We start from the raw sequence: 16,951 nt of genomic DNA, 5'->3' as shown, positions 1-16,951 counted from the left end.
CTAGCCTATAACATAAAAACTTCTGGAGGTTATTACGATGAAATGGGAAACACCAAGTTACACAGACCTGCGTTTCGGTTTCGAAGTAACAATGTATATCTATAACCGTTAATCCATTCGGTTCAGATTAAAAAAGGGGCTCCGAATGGGCCCCTTTTTTTGCCTGCTTGCTTTTATTCCCGTATCATTCCAGTATTTAAATCTCAAAAAAACCTTCCAAATTATGAAAATCCGAGTTCTAGGTTCAGGTGCTGGTGGCGGTTTTCCTCAATGGAATTGCAATTGCCATAATTGCCATCGCCTACGTCACAATGAAATGAACGGCAAAGCCCGTACCCAGTCATCCATTGCCGTCAGTACCGATAACAGAAACTGGCTGCTTTTCAATACGTCGCCCGATATTCGCGCGCAACTGGAAGCCTTCCCGGCTATCCAGCCCAAGGAAGGTATTCGAGACAGCGGCATTAAAGCCATTGTGCTGATCGACAGCCAGATCGATCATACCACCGGCCTGCTCATGCTCAGAGAAGGCAAGCCGCTAGAGGTCTATTGCACCGATATGGTCAAACAAGACCTGACGACTGGCTTTCCTTTGTTCAACATGCTTGAAGACTATTGCACCGTCAACCATCATCCGATCCCCGTTGATGGCAGCAGTTTTACCATACCTGGCATTGATGATTTGCGCTTTTATAGCCAAGCCTTAAAAAGCAAGGCGCCACCGTATTCGCCGCATCGGCATGATCCACACGAGGGCGACAATATCGGCGTCATTATCGAGCAGATTTCCACCGGCAAGAAAGTATTCTATTCCCCGGGTTTAGGCGAGATTGAACCGCATGTCATGACGGCCATGCAGGCTGTGGACTGTTTGATGGTCGACGGCACCTTCTGGACCGATGACGAAATGTGCACGCAACACATCAGCCCTAAAAAAGCCCGCGAAATCGGCCACTTACCGCAATCCGGCCCAGGCGGTATGATAGAAGTATTAAACGGCGTCGAAAAAGCACGCAAAATATTGATCCACATCAACAACACCAATCCGATACTGGACGAAGATTCCGAGCAACGCAAGATACTCGATGCGGCCGGCATTGAAGTCTCTTACGACGGATTGGAAATTGATTTATAGAAGGTGCATTATGAGTTGCTCTGACAACCAAGCGTGGACTAGAGAAGAGTTTGAAGCCCAACTGCGGGGCATGGAAAAGTATTACCATATTCATCACCCTTACCATACGCTGATGAATGAGGGCAAACTCACCAAAGAACAATTGCAGGGCTGGGTCGCCAACCGTTTTTACTATCAGGTCAGCATCCCCATTAAAGATGCCAATATTTTAGCCAACTGTCCGGACCGCGAAACGCGCGCGCTCTGGGTCCAGCGCATCCTGGACCATGACGGCCACCCCGGCGATCCCGGCGGTATTGAGGCATGGATACAACTGGGCATGGCGGTTGGCTTGACGCGCGAAGAAATCACTTCGCAAAAATACGTCTTGCCGGGTGTTCGATTTGCCGTTGACGCTTATGTGAACTTCGCGCGCCGGACCGAATGGCATGAAGCGGCCAGTTCATCATTGACCGAACTGTTCGCACCGAAAATTCATCAGCAACGCCTCGATAACTGGCCCGAGCATTACCCATGGGTAGACCAGGAAGGCTATATCTATTTCCGCAAACGCCTGACGGAAGCGCGGCGTGATGTCGAGCACGGTTTGTCGATTACGCTGGACTGGTATAAAACCCGCGAACAACAAGAGCGCATGATTCAAATCCTGAAATTTAAACTGGATGTGCTCTGGACCATGGCCGATGCAATGTATATGGCTTATATTCATAATATGCCACCGTACTTCAATATTAAATAAGAAGGAACGGTCACGGTTATTTCACCACGGATTTCACACAGAACTGTATTCAATATTGAGAATGCAGTTCTCTCCGTGATTTTCATTTTCAGGCTGATACCCTTTTTTTCCCGTTATCAGCCACTACCGAACAAGCAAAATGGCTATCAATCCTGATCTACCCTTCAAGTTCTCACCGATGCACCGACTGCAGTGGGAAGAGGCTCAGCAGAAAGACGTTATTCTCTATCCGGAAGGCATGGTGGAGCTCAACCAAAGTTCCGCGGAAATCCTGAAATTGTGCGACGGCACGCGCAATATTGCCCAAATCGTCAATGACCTGGAACATAAATTCGCCACTACGGGTCTTAAAAATGATATTACCTCTTTTCTCGAAGTCGCTTTAAAAAATGGCTGGATTCAACAAAACTAAACCCACACCGCCCCGTTGGTTGCTGGCGGAACTCAGTTATGCCTGCCCACTGCAATGCCCCTACTGCTCTAACCCGATCGATTATGCGCAACACCAATCCGAATTAACGACGGAAGACTGGAAACGCGTGCTGACACAGGCCCGCAAAATGGGAGCGGTACAACTCGGTTTTTCCGGCGGTGAACCGTTAACGCGCAAAGACCTGTCCGAACTGGTTAAACATGCACGAGGCCTGGGCTATTATTCCAACCTGATTACCTCGGGTTACGGATTGACCGAAGATAAAATCATCCAGCTTAAGGAGGCGGGACTCGATCATATTCAGGTCAGCATCCAGGCCAGCACGCAGGAATTGAGCGATCATCTGGCCGGTACGGAATCCTACCAGCATAAGAAAGAAGTCGCGCACCTGGTCAAGAAACACGGCTACCCGATGGTGTTGTGCGTAGTCATACACCGCGAAAACATCCACCAGATGCCGCAAATACTGGAGATGGCCGAAGAACTCGGTGCCGATTACCTGGAACTGGCCAATACGCAATATTACGGCTGGGCGCATGTCAACCGTGACCTATTGTTGCCCACTAAAGAACAGTTCGAACAGGCAGAAGAAATCGCCCAGGCTTTTAAAGAAAAAGTCGCCGGACGGATGAAAATTTATTATGTGGTGCCGGATTTCTATGAAGACCGGCCCAAAGCCTGCATGAACGGCTGGGGCACGACATTCCTGACTATCGCCCCGGACGGTGTCGCGTTGCCTTGCCATTCCGCGCGCGAATTGCCTGGTCTCGACTGTCCCAACGTCAAGGACTACAGCATCGAACAGATCTGGAACGAGTCGAAAGCGTTCAATTTTTTCCGCGGCTTTGAATGGATGAAAGAACCCTGCCGCAGTTGCGATGAGAAAGAAAAAGACTTCGGCGGCTGCCGCTGCCAAGCCTATCTGTTAACCGGCGACATGTATAATGCCGATCCGGTCTGCAGCAAATCGCCGGATCATGCCACCATTCAACAGGCGATAGATTCAGCCAGAGCCAGCACTTTATCCGCTGATGAAAAACCGCTGATTTTCCGCAACAGCAAAAACTCGCGCACGCTGTCTTAAAAAACTACATGTTGTAGGGCCGAATTCGCCTAGAGCGCCTACTGTCGGCATTCGGCCCAAACCAAGCCTACCGGCCTGCATTAAACCTACAGCCCCTGCCAGGGTTCATACAACCCCTCCACATTGACACCGAACATATCCAGGACCCTTCCTACGGCCTCATCAACCATTGCCGCCATCGAATCCGTTTTACTGTAAAAAGCCGGCATCGGCGGAAAGATAATACCGCCCATTTCGGTCACAATGGCCATATTGCGGATATGGACCAGATTCAGCGGCGTTTCCCTGGGCATCACTATAAGGCGGCGCCGCTCCTTTAAAACGACGTCGGCGCCACGTGAGATCAGATTATCGCCAAAACCATGCGCAACCGCAGCCAGTGTTTTCATCGAGCAGGGCGCGATAATCATGCCTTCCGTTTTGAAGCCACCGCTGGCAATACTGGCGGCAATATCATCGATGCCATGTGTCACATCGGCTAGCTCATACAGTTCCGAGCGCCCCATATCCAGCTCATGTTTCAGATTCACAAGACCGGCCGATGAAATCACCAGATGCGTTTCCCAATCGTCCTGCAGTTGTAACACCTGCAACATTCTTACCCCATAGATCGCACCGGTAGCGCCGGTCATGGCGATGATCAAACGTTTTTTATTCATGTTTATACCAGAGTGAGTAAAAGCGAATCTACGCGTTAAAAATCCGCTTCTCAGCAAATTTATCGGTCGCCGAAACCAGCGCATCAATCATTTCTTCGCCCTGGGCGACGTGTCCGGCATTGGGCAAAATGATATATTCAGCCCCGGGCAGCGCCTGGTGCAGCTTCATGGCGGCCTCCATGGGACAGACTAGATCATTGCGGCCGTGAATGATGGCAGTCGGAATCGCGCGCAGCCTGTCACAGTTTTCCAGAATCTGGTTCTCCCGGATAAAATAATGATTGTGGGCGTAATGCATCTCCATGGCCACCTGTTTGACTATTTTTTCCGTGACATGACCGGCTTCCGGACCGGGTTGATAATCGCCACCCAATGCCACTTGCCCACCCCAGGCCATCCATTCCCTGGCAACACGGCGTTTCGCCACCTCATCATCATCCCATAACGCATCGCATATGCCTTGCACCGGATTTGCACGCCCTGATTCGGGAATACTTTCCAGCAATCGCTGCCATTGTTCCGGATAAATCAGCCCCGCGCCTGACTTGGCAAACCAGTCCAGATCCTGTTGCCTTGCCAAAAACACGCCACGGATTATCATGCCTATCACTTTATCACCATGCTGCTGGGCATATAATAATGCCAGCGCACCGCCCCATGAACCGCCAAACAGCAACCATCGATCGATGTTGAGCAGCTTTCGAATGCGCTCCATGTCATCGATCAAGTCCTGCGTGGTATTGTTTTCCAACTCCCCAAAGGGTAAAGACTGACCGCAGCCGCGTTGATCAAACAGGATAATGCGGTATTTTTCAGGATTGAAAAAGCGCCGATGGCCCGGCTTGGTGCCGGAGCACGGTCCGCCATGCAGAAAAATCACCGGTATGCCGTCCGGATTGCCGGATTGCTCCACATACACGGCATGCTGGCTGCTGGTTTCCAGGAAAAAGGTTTGATAAGGCAGAATTTCAGGATAAAGGGTTTTCATGACTGATAGCATTAAATTTGATTGGCTTCATAGGCGAGCGCAGAAACCGGAAAAAATGCTATTTTACCTTGAGCCTTTTACCTTGCGGTTATTTTTTCTTCGCGCATAAAAAAAGGGAAGGAGCTAATCCCCTTCCCTTTATACCCTTTTTGGGTATTTGGTCGGATTTTTTTCTGAGTATTGAACTTAGAATCTGAAACCGACAGAACCGCCCAGCGTGAAGCCGTCGGTATCGACGCCGTCAACATCGTCAAAAGTATGATGATAACGGCCATCCGCGCCGATAACGATACCTTTCAGCAGTTCGTATTCAGCACCGGCGCCGAACTGCATACCAGTGTTCAGTACGGTAACCGCATCGGATGGCGGGCTGATGATGTTCATGTCCAAGCCGACTGGAATCAGCCACGGTCTGAATTTGCTGCCATGCATGAATTTGACTTTTGGCGAAGCGCTGATTCTTAACATGTTAACGGTTACGCTTTGTTGCAAGTTTCCGGCAGGTACTGGACTGCCATTAACTGCATCTAATGTAGTAATAGCTCTAGTTAACCCGCTCTCTTTTCTATCGCCCACTTCAGCATATTCGATTCCCAATTCAATACCGAATGAAGTATGATCCATCAATCCGAACAGATCGTTGTTCATGTTGAAATCGATCGCACCACCATAATAGAAGGCATCTTTATCGACTGAACTGGTCAATATGTCTGTCCCTACACCTGTGCCCGCACCAAAAGCATCAGTTGTCGAGCCACGGTTATCGTTAAAATGCATCCAGCCGCCACGAACCGAGAAAGTATGGTCTTTAGCTTCAGCTTTAACCGGTTCGGATTTAACAGAATTCATCCATTGATCCAGTTCCTGAACTTTTTCGGAGTCTGCGGCAGGACGAGCGGCTTCGGCTTTGACGCGATTCAGTTCAGCCTGCATGGACTGCATCATTTGCGACATTTGCTGCATTTGAGCTTCCAGGGCTTCAGCTCTGCTGTTGGCAGCCTCGGCAACACGCTCTGCCTTGGAATGAGCGGCTGCTTGTGGAGAAATCAAGGCACCCGCCATCGTTAAAGTTGCTGAGGCGATACCCAGCGCTAATTTAGTTTTTGTAAATGTCATTGCTTCCCCCTCATGAGGTTGTTATTTTTTATAAAATTTGCCTTATTACAACAAAGCTTTTTTCACGGCCTAAATATAGCAGTAAAACTGATTCCCTACAAGTTTTAACCCTATTTTTAAAAAAATTAAAAACTTTTAATTATCAATGAGTAATGAAAAAAGTTTCGTTTTAATTATACTTTTGTATAAAAAAAACAACAACTTTGTCGCAATTTATCATCATGCGACCAAATAAATCTCCGGTCGTGCCGCGCAACCTTTTGAGTGAGTTATAATGCCAATATTTTCCACTAACGGCTATTCGCTTCTTTAAACATTTATGAGCAAAATTCCGGATATCACTATCATTGGCGGCGGCATTATCGGCCTCTTGACTGCCCGCGAGTTTTTACAGGCCGGCGCCACGGTGACGGTTATCGAAAAAAACCAGATTGGCCAGGAATCATCCTGGGCAGGGGGTGGTATTTTGCTGCCGCTTTACCCCTGGCGTCAACCGGATGCGATTACGCGCCTGGTCATTCACAGTTTGACATTATATCCGCTGCTAGCCGCGCAACTAAAAGCCGAAACCGGAATAGATCCGGAATGGAATCCCTGCGGACTACTGATAGCGAAGAACCCTGACTTGGCCGCCGCCATCGACTGGTGCAACAGTAACAATGTCCGCTTTGAACCGGCTGGTGCCGAGTTTTTCAGTCGTATCAACGCAGAACCCGACAACCCGCTCTGGTTACCCGACATCGCTCAGGCCCGTAACCCTCGCTTAGTCAAATCATTAAAACAGGATTTGATCAATAAAAGCGCCAACTTGGTTGAACAGTGCGTGCCAAAAGGCATTACGCTGGAAGGAGACCGCATCACCGCCGTCACCACCAGCTCCGGTCGGTTCTCCGTCAATCAACTGATAATTTGCGCTGGCGCCTGGACCGGCCAATTGTTTCAAGAACTTTTTCCGACCATTGGCAATGCGCCGAAAGTCGTGCCCGTTAAAGGCCAAATGCTGCTGTTTGAAGCCGAACGGGATACATTGCCTTATATGGTACTGGATGAAGACCAATATCTGATCCCTCGCCTGGATGGAAAAATTCTGGCGGGCAGCACCGTGGAACAGGATGATTTCAACAAAATCACATCGAAAGAAGCAAGAAACAGACTGGAAAGTTTCGCATTAAAACTACTGCCTGCGCTTAACCATTATCCGCTGACACATCATTGGGCGGGATTAAGACCAGGCACTGAACAAGGCGTGCCATATATCGACAAACATTCAGAAATCAGCAATTTAAGTATCAATGCGGGCCATTTCAGAAACGGCTTGGCAATGGGACCGGCATCCGCGCAACTGATGGTCGATCTTATCCTGGGCCGCCCTGAAGCTGTGGCGCCGGAACCTTACAAACTATCGAGCCGGCATTAGTACCCGAGCACCTGCAAATCGTATATACGGATTTCTTGATCTTCAATTTTTTACCCAGAACACTCGCCGCCATGAATCTTTATCCCTTGCTCCGCCCGCTGCTATTCTCGCTTGACCCCGAAACCGCTCACGAAGTCACGCTGAAACTATTGAATATGGCACATGCCTCCGGTTTATCAAAACTGATCTACCCTGCCATCGAAAACAAGCCTACGACTGTCATGGGGCTGGAATTCAAGAACCCTGTCGGCCTTGCGGCAGGGCTGGATAAGAACGGCGATTACCTGGACAGCTTGGCTGCCCTGGGCTTCGGCTTTGTGGAAATAGGCACGGTAACGCCGAGACCGCAGCCCGGCAACCCGAAGCCGCGGCTGTTCAGGCTGCCCGAATATCAGGCCATCATCAACCGCATGGGCTTTAATAATCAAGGTTTGGATCATTTGCTGGCCCAGGTAAAACAAAGTCGTTACAACGGCATCCTGGGCATTAATATCGGCAAGAATTTCGATACGCCGATCGAAAGCGCCGTCGATGATTATCTGATCGGCTTGCGCAAAGTCTATGCCGCTGCCAGTTATATCACCATTAATATTTCGTCTCCGAATACGAAGAATCTGCGCCAACTACAGCAAGGCGATGAAATCAAGCGCCTTATTTCCGCGTTAAAAGAGGAACAACTCAAGCTACAGCAAGGATGTGGAAAATATACGCCTTTAGTGCTGAAAATCGCACCGGACCTGACGATTGATGAAATCAACCATATTGCCCGGCTGTTGCTGGAATTTGAAATCGACGGCGTTATCGCTACCAATACCACAATTGCGCGCGACATGATTGCAGACCATCCGCTGGCGCATGAAACGGGCGGTTTAAGCGGCGCTCCGGTAAAAGCCAAATCCACGGCGGTTGTGCGCGGCTTGGCCAGTGAATTGAACGGACGTTGCCCGATTATCGCGGCCGGCGGCATCTTGAGTGCGGCCGACGCCCGTGAAAAACTGACCGCAGGCGCGAGTCTGGTGCAGATATACAGCGGCCTTATTTATAGAGGGCCGCAGTTAATAGAAGATATTGTCAAACACTTATAATCAATAAAGGCGGCCGACCGACCGGTCGCCCTTACTCTCCGGCAATAGACAGGCGTTCGACCAGTATCGAGCCGGTACGGATATTGCCGCGATAATCGACATCATTGCCGACAGCCACTATGTTCCTGAACATGTCTTTCAAATTGCCGGCGATCGTGATTTCCTCGACCGGATATTGTATTTCGCCGTTTTCCACCCAGAATCCGGCCGCGCCGCGCGAATAGTCACCGGTCACCATATTAACACCCTGCCCCATCAACTCGGTCACCAGCAAACCGGTATGCAATTGCCTCAGCATGCCCTGGTAATCGTATGCGCCGGGATCTATCGTTAAATTATGCACGCCGCCGGCATTGCCGGTACTGCGCATGCCAAGCTTACGGGCCGAATAGCTACTGAGTACGTAACCGCGTAAAATGCCGCCGCTGACAATATCGCGCGTTTGTGTCGCCACACCTTCGCCGTCGTAATTGGCACTTCCCAAGGCGCCTTTTAAATACGGCTGCTCGTGAATACGGACAAATTCCGGAAAAACCTGCTTATCGAGCGCATCGAGCAAAAACGATGATTTACGGTACAAATTGCCGCCGCTGATCGCAGCGATAAATGATCCCAAAAGTCCCGAGGCCACCTCGGCCGCATACATGACAGGGCATTGCCGCGTACTTAAACTACGCGCCTGCAAACGCCGCAAGGTCCGCTCGGCGGCTTTTCTGCCGACATCGGCGGCCGATTCCAGATTGTTGGCATCCCTGGCCACCGTATACCAGTAATCGCGCTGCATACTGTCGCCGCGCTGCGCCAGTACTGAGCAACTCAAGGAATGGCGGGTCGATGCATAGCCTTGCAGAAAGCCCAGCGTATTGCCCATGACCCGGATGCCTTGATGGGTATTGACCGATGCACCTTCGGAATTGCTGATTTCCGCATGATAACCGCGCGCGGCATTTTCGCACTCGATCGCCAGAGCAATAGCCTCATCGGCGCGCAGATCCCATGGGTGGTTCAGATCCAGATCCGGAAACTCAGTCGCCAGCAGCTCTTTCTCAGGCAAGCCGGCATACTCGTCTTCACTGGTATAACGGGCAATACTGCAAGCCGCACTGACGGTTTCCCTAATCGACTCCGGCGACAGATCCGTCGAACTGGCAGAACCTTTACGCTGGCCGAAATAAACTGTCACACCAAGCCCCTGATCGTGATGGTGTTCTATCGTTTCGACATCACCGAGACGGGCCGTTACGGATAAACCGCTTTCCTGGCTCAACCCGGCATCGGCAGCGCTGGCGCCTTGATTTTTAGCCTCATCCAGTATGGACTGAACAATCGTTTTTAATCGGCTGATTTCTTCCTGAGTCTGCAACATATTCTCTTGAGCTATTGTTATTTAAGCTTAAACGCCTAAAAGTGTCTTCGGTTTCCGCCACGAAGAACACGAGATGCTTATCCTCGCAATCTTCGCGGCGACTATAACTTCTGATAGTTCATCTTCATCTAAACGCTGGTTCCGCCGACAGTCAAGCCATCGATTTTCAACGTCGGCTGGCCGACGCCGACCGGCACGCTCTGTCCGTCCTTGCCGCAGGTGCCGACGCCACTGTCCAGCTCCAGGTCTGAGCCGACCATGGATACCTTGGTCAAGACATCGGGGCCGTTGCCAATCAGGGTCGCGCCTTTAACGGCACGAGTAATTTTGCCATCTTCGATCAGATAAGCTTCGCTGGCGGAAAATACGAATTTGCCGGAAGTGATGTCGACTTGGCCACCGCCGAAGTTCTTCGCATAAAGGCCTTTTTTTACCGATCTTATGATTTCTTCTGGATTATGCGGCCCGGGCAGCATATAGGTATTGGTCATACGCGGCATCGGCAGATGCGCATAGGATTCGCGCCGGCCGTTGCCGGTCGGTTTAACGCCCATCAGGCGGGCATTGAGTTTGTCCTGCATATAGCCTTTCAGGATACCATTTTCAATCAATACGGTTTTCTCGGTCGGCGTACCCTCGTCGTCGATGCTTAACGAACCACGCCGGCCCTGCAATGTGCCGTCATCAACGACAGTGCACAAATCAGAGGCAACCCGTTCGCCGACCCGGCCGCTGAAGGCGGACGTGCCTTTGCGATTAAAATCACCTTCCAGACCGTGCCCTATCGCTTCATGCAGCAAAATACCCGGCCAGCCTGGACCCAGCACGACAGTCATATTGCCGGCCGGCGCCTCGGTGGCTTCCAGGTTGACCAGCGCCTGCCTGACCGCTTCCCTGCCGTACTCGAGCGCTTTGTCCTTATCGATAAACCCGCTGTAATCGCTACGCGCGCCGCCCCCCATGCTGCCCTGTTCGCGGCGGCCGTTTTCCTGCACGATCACCGACACATTCATGCGCACCAATGGTCGAACATCGGCCGCCAGCGAACCGTCCTGATTGGCCACCAGAATGCTGTCGTAAACACCGACCAAACTAACGATAACCTCTTCGATTCGGCTGTCCAGCTTACGCGTTTCGCTGTCGACCCGGCACAATAAATCGATTTTCTGCTGGTCGGCCAAGGATTTCAGCGGGTTCAGCGGCGCATAATAAAGCGGCCAACTAGCCGCTTTTACGATGCCGACCTGAGCCTCCTGCCCTTGCCGAACGATAGCTTTGACATTATTGGCGGCCTCCAGCAATACCGGCAGCTCAATCCGGTCGCTATAGGCGAAGCCGGTTTTCTCGCCCGATACGGCGCGCACGCCGGCGCCCTGGGCGATATTATGGCTGCCTTCCTTAATAATACCGCCCTCCATGACCCAGGACTCGAAATGGCTGGACTGAAAGTAAATATCGGCCGCATCAACCGGCGCGCTGAGCAGCTGGTTAATGATTCTCTCAATATCGCCATCCTGTATGCCGGCCGGCGCCAAAATGGACTGTCTTGCTAGGTTTAATAATTCCATACAAAATTTAAATTAGGTTATTCGCCCAACAGATAGTTCCGGGCAGGATAAATACTCTATTTTTTTTTCAGATCGTCGTGCAGGGTTTTGTACAATGATATCAATAGCTTTTCTGCGCCATCCACCGGGCGCTCATTGTCTTCCAAACTGTCCGGACCGGGTTGATTAACGACTTCGGCGGTTATTTCCGTTTCAGCGCCGTTAGGTGTCAATTTCAGCAAATAGCCTTCTTCAATATATTCATCATTGAAAAAGGAGAAAATGCCGCCGGTTTGGTAACTGTCAGGATCATAGGTGACATAATAAGCCCCTTCCTCCCGATTACGGTCCGTTATTTCCAGCTCCTGTTGCTTCAACGCCTGCGCAAACGTATTCCACGCTTCATCGAAAGACTGCTTGATAATCAGCAATGACGAATTTGAACTGGACATGTAGACATTAGTTCCCAGACCGGTTTTGGCTTCCGCCTCCGGCTCATCGCTATCGGCTATTTTGTTTTCTTTCTCGACCGCACTATAGGTCACCAGTATCGGCGGTCTCTCGAGCATTGCCGTGTCACGGTAACGAACCTCTTCAGTCGTCCCGCAGGAAACCAAGGTGGCAGTCAACAATACAATATGAGGCTGATTTTTAATGTTTTTCCACATCATTGATTATTTAAAAGAAACGACGATGACTTAATGCCGGAAATGCGGCGCGCACTCTTTCCAGGCGTTCCAGATCAATGTCCGCGCAAACGAAGCCGCCGCCGGTTTTATAGCAGTCCAGCACGACTCCCCACGGGTCAATAATCATACTGTGTCCGAAGGTTTTTCGGCCATTCACATGAAAGCCGCCCTGATTTGGCGCGATTACATAGCACAGGTTTTCTACCGCGCGTGCGCGCAGCAATATTTCCCAATGCGCCGCCCCTGTTTCGGCGGTAAACGCGGAAGGAATCACCAGTATTTCCATGCCTTGCTGGACCATTTTACGGAAAAACTCCGGAAACCGCAGGTCATAACAGACGGCTATACCGAGCTTGCCGAAAGGCGTGTCAATAACCAAAGGCTCCGTACCGCATTCAATGGAATCCGACTCGCGGTAGACTTCATTCGTACCTGGCACATTGACATCAAACAGATGCACTTTATCGTATCGTGCCACCCGTTCGCCCTGATCGTTATAAACAAGGCAAGCCGCTCGCGTTTTATTGCTGTCATCGGCCGCCAATGGAATCGTGCCGCCAACAACCCAAACCCCGTATTTTTTGGCGACCGAGGATAAAAAATTCTGAATAGGACCCGAGCCGTCAACCTCTTTCGCACGAACTTTATCCAATTCATGCTCTCCCATCAGGGCAAAATTTTCCGGCAGGGCCACCAGCTTGGCGCCGGCTTTTGCCGCTTCACCAATCAACTTGTCAGCTTCCAGCAGATTAGAGCTGATATTAGGACTCGATGCCATTTGTATCGCCGCACATTTATTCATTTTCTCTCTCTTTATTATTCTTATGTTGCTGCAACCAGGGAAATTCTGTAATACCATTCCAGGTTTTCTGCAACAAACCATCGTTTTCATGCAACGGAATAATTTCCGCATTCCCCCACTCGCCTTTCACCTGGTACTGCGAACCAAAGAACAACCCTTCTTTGTCTTCGCCGGTCAGCGAGCGCGCGACCAAGCCGGCTATTTTCCCCATAATTGTACCAGCAATAGGCACTGCTTCAGAACTTTTAGGCACAACACGCACATTGTGATCAATGGTGCCGTTAACCAGATCCGTATCTCCTACAATGGTAATCTTTGCAGGCACGGCATCGACATCGAGATTATGCGTCGTTGCTATGCCGTTTAATAAATTAAACTGTCCTTTGATGGTGTTAAACGTTAAACCTTCCTCATACACATCACTAAAATCCAGTTGCAAACGTTTAATCCATTGAGCTACCGCCAACATACCCAGTACCCGGCCGAATCCCGGCTCTATGCTGAGGATGCGTCCGTTTTTTAAATTGACATCGACCTGTCCATTCAGATCCTGTAGCGAGAATTGATGCGGCGCTCCCGGCCAGCGCAGGTCAAACCCCATCGTGCCCTTAGTTTCAGTCATATCTTTCGTAATCCCGAGACGGGCGAGCAGCCGGCCCCAGCGCGGGGTTTTCAGCTGTCCTTTTATCTGTGATTCATATCGTTTCCAAGTGCCCGACAGTATCAGTTTTTCTTTTTCTTCAAGCAGTTCCACGCGCTTGAAACGGATACCTTCCGGTATGCGCTCTGTTTCCAATAGCAACTGGCCAAGATTGACCGACTGCCATAGTGTTTCACGACTGGTAATATTCAATAAAGGCATGTGTTCCGGATTTGCTACAGCCCCTTCAAACTTGAATTGCTTTAAAGCCGAAATATCCAGCAAATCCATATCCAGTTTTATGCCGCCAGCACCGTTAAAGTCTGTAGGTAATTGAAGTTTCCCCCGTGCGAACGAACTGCTGATATCGCCGGACCAATAGCCGTCATCCCGCTTGAGCGTCAGGTCAAAAACCCCCAGCGCGGTTTTCTTCCACATGCCTTCGCCGCTATGAATTCTGATTTCCTTGATGTTGTCCGCCATAGCACCGCTACCCTCCTGATCCCGAGCGACTGCCGTCGACAGGCTCAACCAGTCAGGCAAATCCAGCCGATTGCGATTGATTTCCAGTTTGATTCCTGCTTCCTGCGGCAGGATCGCTTCCCCGGCCCCGACCAGAACATGGCCCGAATAAATAAGTTGCTGCCTGGCGTTCAAATTAATGGCTGCTTTCAGTTTATTGTCGTAATTTAATGTTATAGGCAATAACGCTTCGTCCTTCAGGCCAAATTTCAGCGCCAGTGATCTTTGCTGTATCGCGCTTTTGGCCAGAACGCCGGGTAAGTCCAGTGCCATACCGGCCAGCGTGGACTGAACCATAAGTTCCGGCTCCTTATCGTCATAAGGTAACCGCAACTGTAACTGATATGCCGTCTCACCTTCGGCAATGCGCCACCAGGGCATTTTGAATTGCGCTTGTAGATCATCCACGCCGGCACGGCCGGAGACATTGACCGTCGTCCGCAGCTCATCGCTATTCATATTGATTTTTATGGCGTGGCCTAAAGCCATTGCATGAATTGTGTCGCTGTACACCCCCCGCTCATCGAATTGCAGGATACCGGAAATGCCTTTTACCGGCAGATCCAGCGAGTTAACGGTCAACTTGGCATTATTCAACCGCGCCGAGCCATCGACTTTGGCATCTACCGTGTCAACCAAAGGAATTTTCAAGTCCAGCGCGACCTCGGTATTTCCAGCTGGCGTAATCGTGTTGAGCACGGCATTGACCGGCGAATTCAATGGCGTATGTTGTAAAAACTCCAGAACCCGGCCAATCTCGCCAGCTAATTGCCCCCTGATCTGTACATAATCGCTGTCGTCCAGCGATGGAATCGTCACTTCCGCCTGTTTAATCGCGGTTTTATCGGTTCGACCTTGCTTTACGTCAACAACTAAGCCCTCATTTAGAAACAGCACTTTCACAGCCATGTCGGTGATGGGCGGCCATTGCGGATGATAGGCCAGCTTTAGCTGTTCAACTTCAAACAGGGTTTCAAAAACTCCGTTACCATTTTTGAACGGGAAATCTTCGAGATTGCCATGGATCAGCAAACCGCCATTTTTGATACGGCCACCGATGAACGCATGATCCAGCCAATCAACAGTCGGCTTGCCCATAATACCCGTCGGCAGATAATTTTTGGCTTTACCGGCATCATGGCCGGTAAATTCGCTTTGCAGATCCATGAAAACCGATGCGTCGGATTTAGGTATCTCCATACGCCATCGGCTCCGGCTCTGAAAATCGGCATTATCGAGACTGATCATCGAACTGAACAAAGTCCAGCCTGATGCTGTTTGCCGCCAATTGACAGCGCCGTCAAGTTTGTCGATCGATAGCGCGTTACGAAACAATCCTGGCGACGTTAATCGGGCCTGTTCAGTCGCCAGCCGCACAGTACCGTATTGGTCGTTGCCTTTCAGGTGGCCGGTTAAATTCTCTATACCGGGAATCGATGGCAGCGCCGCCATGCCGATGCCGGTAAAGCGGCCGTTGACGGCAAAGCGCTCATCTTCCCAATCGGCAAACACGGAAACATTCTCAATCAAGCCTTTTAGCCGGGCTTGCGCCAGCATCTTTGACTGCCGATCCGACAAAGGCGCCCAAAAACGGGCAAGGCCGGCGGCTTCCTCTAAATCCAGCTGCCTGACGAATACCGCCATTTTTCGAGGCCAGCGGTCTTCAGTAAAATCACCGGATACGCTGAAATCGGCTGCCGGCCATTGCTTAATTGTTTTTTTAGCCGCATCGGCTGTTTCCAGCTCAAAGTCCCTGACGTCAAGCCGCCACCGAAGGTCTTTGGCCTGCCATTGAAACCGGGTTTTTAACCGCTCGACAGGAAACATTCCCTTGTCTTTGCGAGCCAGCTTCACTTGTTGAATTTGCGCTTCACCGGTAACCGAGGCAAGTTGCGAGTTTTGCCAGTCGATCCAGGCTTTAAAATCGCCGGTGCCGGAACCGATCCGCAAGTCCAGCGGCAGGCCGAATTGCTCCCACTCAGCCAGCCTTATATGGCCTGCTTCAATATAAGCCGTGCCATGAATGCTCGCCGCTTCAAAAACATTGCCGCTGAAATCCATGGACACCTTGAGCGTGTCACCGACCTGTTGCGGCAGCTTCATGAGCATATTAATGCGATGGTGTCCGGCATCGTCAGTATTAATGATCGCCAGATCCACGTTACTGGATGTCAAAGGCGGGCTATCGCTTTGTTCATCCTGCCAGCTGATTTCACTGTGCAAAATCTCATATTTGCCGCCCTGCATTAACCACAGCGGCTGCCCCTCGCTGGCTTTCAGGCCGACTATGGCGAGGCTTCCGTCGCGCTGGCGTTTAACGGTCAGTTTGGCGCCGACCAGCGAGACCCATGAAGAAGACAAAAGCTGCCTGTTGACCAGCATATCGAGCAAATTGATGCCCAGGCGTATTTCGTTGAACTGAATGGGAGGCTTATTACTGGTGTCCCGCGATAAGATATCAATGTCTTCAAGCACCAATTCAGGGCTAAACCCGCGCATCCTGGCGCGTAACCGGCCAATCTCCACCGGCGCGCCGACGAGCTCTTCGATAGTGCTTGCCAGATCGGCTTTGTAACTTTCGATTCCGGATAATAGTAAACGCACTCCGCTTAGGCCGACGGCTATGGCGATCAAGGACCAAAAGACAAAATGTCGCGTTGCTCGCGTAAGATGGTAGATTACAAAAACAGGCACAGATTTAAAGGCCCATATTAAAAAATCCCGCTACT

Annotated in this window: 15 protein-coding genes; 7 read left to right on the top strand and 8 right to left on the bottom strand. The window is 50.7% G+C overall.

Translation table 11 applies throughout. The annotated features are described in order from the left end of the window. Window positions 1-37: 37 nt before the first annotated feature. The 5 genes from pqqA to pqqE all read left to right on the top strand — a co-directional run bounded on the left by pqqA (window position 38) and on the right by pqqE (window position 3,391). Window positions 38-112 (top strand): pyrroloquinoline quinone precursor peptide PqqA, encoded by a 75-nt coding sequence (gene pqqA / locus EK22_RS23735; protein WP_006892363.1) that lies wholly within the window; start codon window positions 38-40, stop codon window positions 110-112. A gap of 111 nt (window positions 113-223) precedes the next feature. Beyond that, on the top strand, window positions 224-1,135 hold the full coding sequence (pqqB, locus tag EK22_RS14870; RefSeq protein WP_036252319.1) for a pyrroloquinoline quinone biosynthesis protein PqqB: 912 nt from the start codon (window positions 224-226) through the stop codon (window positions 1,133-1,135). A 10-nt stretch (window positions 1,136-1,145) separates the two neighbouring features. Further along, the gene (pqqC, locus tag EK22_RS14865; RefSeq protein ID WP_036252271.1) at window positions 1,146-1,874 is read left to right on the top strand and encodes a pyrroloquinoline-quinone synthase PqqC; all 729 of its coding nucleotides are present in this window, start codon (window positions 1,146-1,148) and stop codon (window positions 1,872-1,874) included. A gap of 139 nt (window positions 1,875-2,013) precedes the next feature. Continuing rightward, window positions 2,014-2,286 carry a pyrroloquinoline quinone biosynthesis peptide chaperone PqqD gene (gene pqqD / locus EK22_RS14860; protein WP_036252269.1) on the top strand — a complete coding sequence of 91 codons (273 nt, stop codon included), beginning with the start codon at window positions 2,014-2,016 and terminating at the stop codon, window positions 2,284-2,286. Then, on the top strand, window positions 2,264-3,391 hold the full coding sequence (gene pqqE, locus EK22_RS14855; protein WP_036252267.1) for a pyrroloquinoline quinone biosynthesis protein PqqE: 1,128 nt from the start codon (window positions 2,264-2,266) through the stop codon (window positions 3,389-3,391). The genes pqqD and pqqE overlap by 23 nt, the downstream gene beginning before the upstream one ends. Before the next feature lie 86 nt (window positions 3,392-3,477). On the opposite strand, the gene EK22_RS14850 is transcribed toward pqqE, so the two are convergent. The 3 genes from EK22_RS14850 to EK22_RS14840 all read right to left on the bottom strand — a co-directional run bounded on the left by EK22_RS14850 (window position 3,478) and on the right by EK22_RS14840 (window position 6,154). After that, window positions 3,478-4,050, bottom strand: coding sequence for a UbiX family flavin prenyltransferase (locus tag EK22_RS14850; protein WP_036252264.1), 573 nt, complete (start codon window positions 4,048-4,050; stop codon window positions 3,478-3,480). Between the two features lie 28 nt (window positions 4,051-4,078). Further along, a complete protein-coding gene (pip, locus tag EK22_RS14845; protein WP_036252262.1) occupies window positions 4,079-5,038 on the bottom strand; it encodes a prolyl aminopeptidase in 960 nt (319 codons plus the stop codon). A 186-nt stretch (window positions 5,039-5,224) separates the two neighbouring features. Next, window positions 5,225-6,154 (bottom strand): hypothetical protein, encoded by a 930-nt coding sequence (locus tag EK22_RS14840; protein ID WP_036252260.1) that lies wholly within the window; start codon window positions 6,152-6,154, stop codon window positions 5,225-5,227. Between the two features lie 319 nt (window positions 6,155-6,473). Between EK22_RS14840 and thiO the strand changes: the two genes are divergently transcribed. Both thiO and EK22_RS14830 read left to right on the top strand, forming a co-directional pair. After that, window positions 6,474-7,571: a glycine oxidase ThiO gene (gene thiO / locus EK22_RS14835; RefSeq protein ID WP_036252257.1), complete on the top strand. Its 1,098-nt coding sequence runs from the start codon at window positions 6,474-6,476 to the stop codon at window positions 7,569-7,571. 71 nt (window positions 7,572-7,642) lie between these two features. Beyond that, window positions 7,643-8,656: a quinone-dependent dihydroorotate dehydrogenase gene (locus EK22_RS14830; RefSeq protein WP_036252316.1), complete on the top strand. Its 1,014-nt coding sequence runs from the start codon at window positions 7,643-7,645 to the stop codon at window positions 8,654-8,656. A gap of 31 nt (window positions 8,657-8,687) precedes the next feature. Here EK22_RS14830 and pmbA read toward each other — a convergent pair whose 3' ends face one another. The 5 genes from pmbA to EK22_RS14805 form a co-directional block, all read right to left on the bottom strand. Next, window positions 8,688-10,022 carry a metalloprotease PmbA gene (gene pmbA, locus EK22_RS14825; RefSeq protein ID WP_036252254.1) on the bottom strand — a complete coding sequence of 445 codons (1,335 nt, stop codon included), beginning with the start codon at window positions 10,020-10,022 and terminating at the stop codon, window positions 8,688-8,690. A 128-nt stretch (window positions 10,023-10,150) separates the two neighbouring features. Beyond that, window positions 10,151-11,590, bottom strand: coding sequence for a metalloprotease TldD (gene tldD, locus EK22_RS14820; RefSeq protein WP_036252252.1), 1,440 nt, complete (start codon window positions 11,588-11,590; stop codon window positions 10,151-10,153). 56 nt (window positions 11,591-11,646) lie between these two features. Then, entirely contained in the window at window positions 11,647-12,138 is a 492-nt protein-coding gene (bamC, locus tag EK22_RS14815; RefSeq protein WP_161786446.1) for an outer membrane protein assembly factor BamC, read from the bottom strand. 109 nt (window positions 12,139-12,247) lie between these two features. Next, window positions 12,248-13,060, bottom strand: a complete 813-nt coding sequence (locus EK22_RS14810; RefSeq protein ID WP_036252249.1) for a carbon-nitrogen hydrolase family protein — start codon at window positions 13,058-13,060, stop codon at window positions 12,248-12,250. Then, window positions 13,053-16,916: a YhdP family protein gene (locus tag EK22_RS14805; protein WP_255360592.1), complete on the bottom strand. Its 3,864-nt coding sequence runs from the start codon at window positions 16,914-16,916 to the stop codon at window positions 13,053-13,055. Before EK22_RS14805 ends, EK22_RS14810 begins: the two co-directional genes overlap by 8 nt. Window positions 16,917-16,951 lie beyond the last annotated feature (35 nt).

Origin of the sequence: Methylobacter sp. BBA5.1, from assembly GCF_000746145.1 — a bacterium.
GTDB lineage: Bacteria > Pseudomonadota > Gammaproteobacteria > Methylococcales > Methylomonadaceae > Methylobacter > Methylobacter marinus.
Note: the sequence above shows the minus strand (reverse complement) of the source record. Positions and strands in the feature narration are given on the sequence as shown.